The sequence below is a fragment of the Bartonella sp. AD13SXNS genome (genome assembly GCF_042196465.1).
In the GTDB taxonomy this organism is placed as follows: domain Bacteria; phylum Pseudomonadota; class Alphaproteobacteria; order Rhizobiales; family Rhizobiaceae; genus Bartonella.
The window spans coordinates 1-8,719 of sequence record NZ_JBHIQI010000026.1 but is presented as its reverse complement, the minus strand read 5'-3'; the positions used below and the strand labels follow the sequence as shown (position 1 = coordinate 8,719).

General features: G+C 35.6%; 4 protein-coding genes and 1 pseudogene. All 5 read right to left on the bottom strand.

Annotated features, from left to right (window positions below; translation table 11 throughout):
* Positions 1 to 280, bottom strand: a pseudogene (locus ACFIMQ_RS08760) (hypothetical protein); the annotation flags it as partial.
* 78 nt (positions 281 to 358) lie between these two features.
* Positions 359 to 1,189, bottom strand: coding sequence for a hypothetical protein (locus tag ACFIMQ_RS08755; RefSeq protein WP_375703857.1), 831 nt, complete (start codon positions 1,187 to 1,189; stop codon positions 359 to 361).
* 1,574 nt (positions 1,190 to 2,763) lie between these two features.
* Positions 2,764 to 3,036 carry a type II toxin-antitoxin system YafQ family toxin gene (locus ACFIMQ_RS08750; protein WP_375703856.1) on the bottom strand — a complete coding sequence of 91 codons (273 nt, stop codon included), beginning with the start codon at positions 3,034 to 3,036 and terminating at the stop codon, positions 2,764 to 2,766.
* Position 3,037: 1 nt separating this feature from the next.
* A complete protein-coding gene (locus ACFIMQ_RS08745) occupies positions 3,038 to 3,295 on the bottom strand; it encodes a type II toxin-antitoxin system RelB/DinJ family antitoxin (protein ID WP_375703855.1) in 258 nt (85 codons plus the stop codon).
* Between the two features lie 205 nt (positions 3,296 to 3,500).
* On the bottom strand, positions 3,501 to 8,483 hold the full coding sequence (locus ACFIMQ_RS08740; protein ID WP_375703854.1) for a DEAD/DEAH box helicase: 4,983 nt from the start codon (positions 8,481 to 8,483) through the stop codon (positions 3,501 to 3,503).
* Positions 8,484 to 8,719 lie beyond the last annotated feature (236 nt).

Genomic DNA, 8,719 nt, shown 5'->3' with positions numbered 1-8,719 from the left:
CATTGTCAGAAACGACGGCATTATCGTAAACATGAGCAGCCCAATCAATACGAGCAGAGCCTAATATTTTTGCATTGTCAGAAACGACAGCGTCCCAAAAAACGGTAGCGTTATCATAGACCCAGCAATTGCCATCATGAGAGAGATTGTTTTCACTTTCAATAAAACCACCGAGGTCGCCAGCTTTGTCATCATCGAAATCCCTTAAAGCACGAATGCGATAAAGAGTTTGATTATTAAATACACGTGTCTCATTTGTCAGTGCAAACTTTTTTTGCATAACACTATTCCTTTATAGAAGATTAAATTTTAGAATGAGATTTTTAAAGGGGGCGCCCCCGCACTGCCCGCGCGTTATTTACGCAGCGTTATTTATAGCCTGATCAAAACCACAGACATCTTCAGAAAATTTCTTATTTTCTTTAAGCACCGCATTACCATAGATTGTCGTAAATTGGCAAATTTGTGCTTTTCCACTCACATGAGCATTATCATGAATTTTTGCAAAGGGACCAACACGCGCCGAGCCAGAAACCTTGGCATTGTCATAAATATTGCTCCCATCATAAACTATAGCTTTATCAAAAACATGAGCATTGCCATAAGCTTTTGACCACGCAGCAAGGCGTGATTTACCGTAGACATGGGCATCATTAAACACAAGCCCACTCACATGAGCATTTTCATATACACGGGCATTATCGTAAATAAGAGCCCCCTCTGTAATAACGGCGTTATCACTCACAACGGCATTGCCATAAACGTAGCCCCCAATTTTTGCATTGCCATTAATGACCGCATTGTCATAAACATGTGCTTTATTACTCAAAACCCATGCCTTATCACTAATCACGGCATTCCCATAAACCTTAGCATAATTCACAACACAAGCATTATTGCGTATTTTTGCATTTTCGGAAACGCTTGCTTTGATAACCATAGCATCATCATAAACCCAGCAATTGCCTTTATGAGACAGATCACTCTCATCTTTAATAAAGCCGCCCAATTGACCAGCTTTAACATCATCAAAATCTCTTAAAGCTTTAATGCGGTGTAAAGTCACACCGTTAACAACGCGGTTTTCATTAGTAAATTCATATTTTTTTGCAGGCTCTTGTTTATTAACAGATGCAGTTTCATTTGCAATGTTAGAGAGAACGGGGGTGTTGTTTGATATATTTGTCATATTTAAAACCTTATCATAAAATTGCTTTTCAATTGACAGCTTATAAAAGCATCGGGTGTTGAAAAACACGGTGATAAGTCCGTTGCTTACACTTTTCCCATAAGGGTATTGTATGATGTAAGCACACCCGACAAAATCATCATATATGCTAATCACAGCATAAAAGATAGCCAGTTTTTTAAAGACTTTGGAAAGGCTGTTTCGTAGCCTATCCGCTTATCACAAAGTGTTTTTCAATCACTTGATTATTTATATAACAAAATACGTATTTATTGTCAAATAATATTTTATCTTTTTTGATATTTTTTCGTATTTTTTTAGATACGTTGTGTATTGATAATATCTTATGCTTATGAATTGTTTCTTTTATATTTATGTGTATTTAAAGCTATATTATGGGCTTTATAAAACGATTGCGTTATGTTTTGAATCTATACATTTATAATATTTAGAAACGCTCTCATCATGCGTATTTTTATCTTTATAACCTATTATCTTTCTTACTAAATGAATTTAAAAATTTTTGTGAATTTGTTTATAACGCATTTATCATTTGAACTATCTTAATAGGCACCGCGTTCTTATAACCAATGCATTCATTTGCATTTTTGCTTTATTCAAACAAAGCTACTGTTTTTACGCATTTTCTATAGCTGTTATATGCTATAGCCATGGCATCATTTTTCATTGTCATAAGAAAAATGATAAATAGGGTAATTGCGATTTATAGACTGTTATGAAAACATCTAAAGAGAAACTGATAATTATAGAGATCAGAAAAATCCCTTTTAATAGACCGTGTCAGTGTTGTCAGTTCCTTTTAGACTCTCTATTATTTCTTTTAATGAGAAAAATTAAAAACATTATATTTCAATAAGTTAATGTTTTTAAGATATAACTCATATCAAGAGTACAGTCTTTAAAGATAACCAATGATGTGAATTGATTAAAACTTGTCAGTTATGCGTCAGTAAATTGAACTGACAAAAGTGATCATTTTAGTGAGTCATTAAAACGTATCTTATGAAAAGCGTATGAAATTAAAAACTGATTACGTTATCAAAATCCCTTTTATGAATTTTAATCAGTTCTTTTGAATGATAACCTTATGATTTATAGAATGATTACAACGTGCTTTATAAAAAGCATGTGATCCTTTAAAGCTTTTCAAAAGATAGCTTGTAACTCATAAGAGATGTTATCAAGATCATTATGTTATGAGTTTCGAGGGTTTTGAAGGTTTTGAGAGTTCCTTTTATTATTAATTATTTTATTTTTTTAATTAGAAATAAAAGTTATTATATTTCAATATGTTAATGTTTTAAAGAAACAACCTATGTTAAATATAACATGTAAATATAATCTATAGTATACATTTAAGAGGGTTTTGAAGGGGTTTTGAGAGTTTTAGGAACTTTCAAAACCTATAAGCAAAATGAATACATATAACCCTCTTTAAACAAAACTTTTGAAAAGGATAAAGTTATCATTTTAGATTACGATATAATCTTTTAAATGTAAAAAAAATCTAATTATGTAGAGAAAAGTTAGAGTATTTTTAACTTTTCATATAATTAGTCTTTGAAAAGGTCAGAATGAGTTCCTGTACGAATAAGATGTAATTTATCTCCTTCTATTCTATAAATAAGCAGCCAATCTGGTTCAATATGACTATCATGACATCCTACCCAATCGCCTTTTAGTAGATGATCACAGTAATGTCTTGGTAATGGCTTTTCTTCAATTAGAAGACTCAATAGTGTACGCAGCTTATTCATATTTTTACCGCGTTTTTCCGCCTTGCGCACGTCACGTTTAAATTGTCTTGAGCGAATAGGTATAAGCATATTAAATGCCTAAATCCTTAAAAAGGGCATCAGCGTTTTTAAATGTCTTACCTTTACCTTCATCTAATTCCTTTATAGCTTTACGTGTGATACTATTAGGTACTTTAAGTTCAAAAGGCAAACAACCTTCTTCAGCGACACGCAAAAATGTTATGCGGATAAGATCTGATGCACTTAATCCCATACGTTCTAAAGTAATCATCGCTTGTTTTTTCATTTCAGCAGGAATGCGAGCACGAACAACAGAATCGGTTTTCATGATTGGTACCTCCATTCATAGTTTTTATTATAATGTAGCTACATTGTAGCCTCAAATCAACTTTTTCTCTTAACTTTATTTTGTTATCCGTCATAGTAAAGAAGATTTTATGTAAGCAACTTAACAAGAGAGGTATAGATTATGGTTATAAGCTCTATACCCTTTGTGAGTTTGGCATACCCATTATGTGAGCGTGCTTTATAAGTTATTCAGTTTCTTTTAATACCAAATTTGGTAGTTTTTTCACGATTTTCATTGTTTCTAAACTTACAGTAATAACCCTTTGAAATAACTCTAGAGGGTAGGCAGGGTTGCCAATGGTTTCAACAGCATAGCGATTGGCATCATTAACAATGCCGCTCTTTTTATCAGTTTTTACACATTGACGCCCCATAACCCATTCAAGAGCGGGTTTACCATTGACAATATATTCATAAGCTTCAAGAGGGATATCTGTTATTGTGATATTGCTATTGTAAATAACCGTTGATTTATCCTTTTCGGATTTTCCTTTCTCTTTAGTTGCTTTTGCGAATTTCATTTCAGTTACATAATAGAATTTTTCGGGATTAGAGATCTTTGTTAATTTTGGATTACCCTTTTTAAAGGTTACTGGATACGGCTCTACAGTTTCATAATTCACGTGCAAATGACCGAGTTCACGCCCTGCTGTCACAAACTTCCAAAAATCATCAGCACTCTTTACACAAGGGATACGAGGCAGTTCTTTAGAGAGGTTATCAGCATAACGGGCACGATAATCTTCCGAATGAAGTAGACCGTAAACGTAATAGAATAAATCATCTTTAGTGATTTTTTCATTAGGATAAGCCGCTTTAAAATGTGCTAATCCCGCATCTGTAATGCCATCACACTGTTGTAAATCAGCATTGTTGCTTTTGTCTATAGAATTCGTAAATAAATGTGACTGGTTATTATCTTTAGATTTTAAGGAGGTAATATCTTCATAAAAGTATCTTGGAAAGCATTGACCTGTATCTATTGCGTGAAGGTTAGGTAAATCCTTACTCATCAAAACAGAAAATCCACTTCTTGCTCCTACGCCTGTAATTTGTATCACTCTATTTTCAACCGCTTGTCCTATCGGGAATATACGCGGCATTTGATAGACTGCTTCATTAAAGACGCTATTGTAATAAAGCCATTGTTTTGTAAAAGGGCGATAAAGGCTTTGAGTAAGGCATGTAGCTTCAAATTCTGAAAATTTGCCTCTTAATAATTCTCCTTTAAGAGTACTGCTCCAACTAATTTTTTTACTATCTGAATTTACGAAATTATCTACAGCCTTTTTACGTGTGTTACGGTCAGCATGTGGATAGATCTCATTAAAACATTTCACTTCGCTGTTATAAAAGGTAATCATATTACCCATATTCTTTGCTAAAATTTCACGGCTTGAGTTATACGCCCAAGCATCACGATTGGTTGAAACACCAAGAGAATAAGTTTCAAAGAGTTTTTTATCATACCCCTTTTTGATACCCATAGCTAAGAATGTTTTGAAACTTTTATCACGTTGATGTATCCAATCACCATGCTTATCTGGTGTAATTATTTTCCAACCTTGTTTACTCCGTGTAATGCCACCAACACTACCAAAGTCTTGAATCATTCCAAGTTTTTTTTCGGTGGAAAGATTATCTCCAATATCATGATAGTAAATTTTACACTCTCCAGAAACATTGGGATTTTTGATAAATAGCGTTACCGCAATACCAGTCATACTACCACTACCAAAAATATTCTCTCCTTCTTGAGTTGCTCCATTGCTTAACATGTTTTTACGGATATCCCCCCGTAAATTAAGCACATAAATACTCGTAAACTCTTTGGCTAAAGATTTTCGTAAACCATCCATTGTTGGCTTTTCTACATAACTAGAACCAGAAACAAAGCCGATTACTCCAGCATTACCAATACGGTCACTAGCCCAGCGAATGGCACGAATATAACTATCATATAACTTTTGCGTACTAGTTGCTTTCGATTGAGCTATATAAGTCTCACGAATGCGGTCATTTAATATCGGATAGGGTGTATTCTTTGCATTATCATTTTCGCTTTTTTGTCCTACCGAATAAGGAGGGTTACCAAAGATAACTTCAATATCCAGTTTCTTTTGATGTTCCAGATATTCACTGTTTTCTTTGAATAATTCCTGTAGAAGATTCTTCTCTTCCAGCATCCGAAATGTATCGGTCAAACCAATATGCTTGAAAGGAATGTAATCACCTTTCATAAGACTATGATAAGTCGATTCAATGTTAATCGCTGCTATGTAATAGGCAAGCAAGACAATCTCATTGGCATGGATATCATGACGGAATTTATATTCCATATCCTTTGGTTTGATGAGATTGGATTGTAAAAGCCTTGTGATAAAGGTCCCTGTTCCCGTGAAAGGGTCTAGAATAGAAACACCCCGTGACCCCAAGCTTTTTCCAAACTCATTCCGCAACACATCATCAACAGAATGAATGATAAAATCAACAACTTCAACGGGCGTATAAACAATCCCAAGCCTATCTGTTGTCTTTTTAAATGCCTTAGCAAAAAAGCTTTCATAAAGCGTAATAATAAGATTTTGCCTTGCTAAAGGAGAGGTAATCCCAGAAGCACGAAGTTTTACACTGTTATAAAACTCTTGTAATTCCTTGGATTCTTCCTCGATATTCGTTTTATCAAGTTCTGTTAAGATTTTTTCCATGGCTTGCGAAATAGCATTGTTTTGCACAAATTCGTTGCCTTCAAATAAGGCTTCAAACACGGGACGCGTGACAAGATGTTGTGCTAACATCTCAATGGCTTCTTCTTGCTTTATTTCGCTGTTTAAATTATTTTTTAGTTCTTTATGGAAGGCATCAAAGGCGTGAAAGGCTTCACTGTTTTCATCAGAAAGCAGGTTTTGAAGATGGGTGATATGGTTTTGAGCAATCTCAGCAACATTGCCCGCCCAATTTTCCCAATAATCCGCAATAGCAAATTTCTTCGCAATAAGGGTTTTCAAAGCATTGGGAAACTCTTTATAAAAAGGTAATCTTCCTGTTACACTATGAATAATTTGTGGTTCATGAGCGGCTTTTCCAATCTCAAGACCCATATGTTCTGATTTTTCATGGATATGGAGTTTATCCTCAACCGCTGTCATGCTCTTTAAGGCGCCAATCTCTAAAACATCACTGACGTCTTGCCCTAAAATCATTTGGTTAAGGGTTATTTCAAAATTCTCATCATGAGCAAACAAAGCATTGATCACTTGCCAGACTACCTTGTATCTCTTATTGTAGCGTAAAGCATGTTCAGCAGAAACTCCAGCCGGCACCCCAACGGGTAAAATGATGTAGCCTCTTTTTTTACCCTTTGCACGCCGCATGATACGCCCCACAGCCTGTATCACATCCACATAACTTTTCCGCGGGTGTAAAAACATAATGGCATCAAGAGCAGGAACATCTACCCCTTCAGACAGACATCTTACATTGGTGAGCACACGGCAGGTGTTTTCCCCCGCATCTTCTTTAAGCCAATCAAGGGCTTTATGACGCGTTTTGGCACTTTGTGTTCCATCAATATGATCAAAGGTACAATGAAGAGGCGGGGTATCTTTATAAACCTTATGAAGATTAAATAATTCCTCCTGTATTTCTTCAGAATTAAATGTGTTACGAATGCGTTTAGACGTCTTGATATCTTTACAAAAAGCCAAAGCCCGCCGCATGGGATTGGGGTCATCATTCAGATCAACCTTTAGATCTATTTTAGCAAGGGCTTGATAACAACCTATGATCTTGGTTTTATCATCAAGGATAAGTTCATAATTCTCATCGGTCATCAGATGTTGAATGGATTCACTCACTTCCTCTTCATTAACACCCAAAACAATAATCTTATAAGGTGCAAGCAATTCATTCTGAACGGCTTTTGAGAAGGTATAGGTATAAAGCTCTTTTCCATAGAGCTCTTCATCATCCATAGATGCTAGAACGGCATTGATCTCATCGGCATTCTTTTTGGCATCATCGGTAAAGATCTTGGGCGTTGCTGTCATATACAGACGTTTTTTACCCCAAATGATGCTGTTATCGTGAACCTTGATAAAATCAGATTCATTGTCCTCTGTTCCCAATGAAGCGCCAGTGGTTCTATGGGCTTCATCACAGATGATCAGATCAAATTCGGGTAAATCATACTCTTTTTGTGCATCGGAAATCACTTGGATAGAATGATAAGTAGAAAACACCACGGTCATGAGATCATGTGAAACCTTACCTGCTTTACTAGCCAGTTCTTTTGCATCCGTTGTTGCAGGTAAGGCAAGATCAGAGCTATCAAATTCAAGAGCATCATTTTTATTATTCTTACGACGTTTTCCCACTTGTGTATCCGAACACACGGCAAAGGAACGCAAGGGTACTTCTGTATCTTCTGTCCATTCACGGATTGTTTGAGAGATAAGAGCGAGAGAGGGCACTAAAAACAAAACACGTTTGCCTTGACCTGCTATGGTTTCTGCTATCTTCAAACTGGTGAAAGTCTTGCCCGTTCCACATGCCATAATCAGCTTGCCACGGTCTGCTTCTTTTAAACCTTCACAGACTTTCTCAAGAGCTTCTTTTTGATGATCTAAAAGCTTTTTTTTGGGTTGCTCTTTAAGGGTAGCTTCACCTTTTTCTTTATATGCCCCCCAATCGATTTGACTGTTCTCTAAATCAAAAAGGTTTATGCGTTGAATACGAACCTCTTGCCCATCACAAGTTAGTTCAACATTGTCACTCCAATCTGTTTCGGTGCTATCAACCAGAATACGACGGGTGAAGATCTTTTTGCCAGAAGCTGCTATAAAGCTATCGATATCTTCTTTTTTAATGATGTGAGAAGCATCATAGCATTTACATTGAATAGCCGCATAGCCTCCTTGATCACGGATTGTAGCGATCAGATCAATACCAATATCCGTTCCATCTTCATCATGCTCTTGCGCCCATTCACAATAGGTTTGAACCTTTTCGTATTCTTGCTTTTGAAGCGGGTCGTTTGTCAAATAAGCTTTTACAAGGTTTTCAAACATGGTTCCCAATTCACGGGGTGATTTTGCTTGTTGACGATAATATTCTAAAAGAGAGCGTAAAGTGACATGTTCATTATCAGACTTAATAGATTGAAGCATAAATAATAGACTCCATGGCAATATATTCTATTGATTAATTCCATTCAAAGTAATCAAAATGGAGTTTATTAAATTGATTCAAACCAAATATCGAGTGCAAAATGAGTTAAAGTCATTCAAAAGCGGATAAACTTTTTCAAAAAGTTTTTTAAAGGCTGTTTATCAACAGCCCATGACACGGGGTCAGATCAGCAAAATAGTGAAATTTGCTGTTTGTTTTATGGTTAATCAAGACA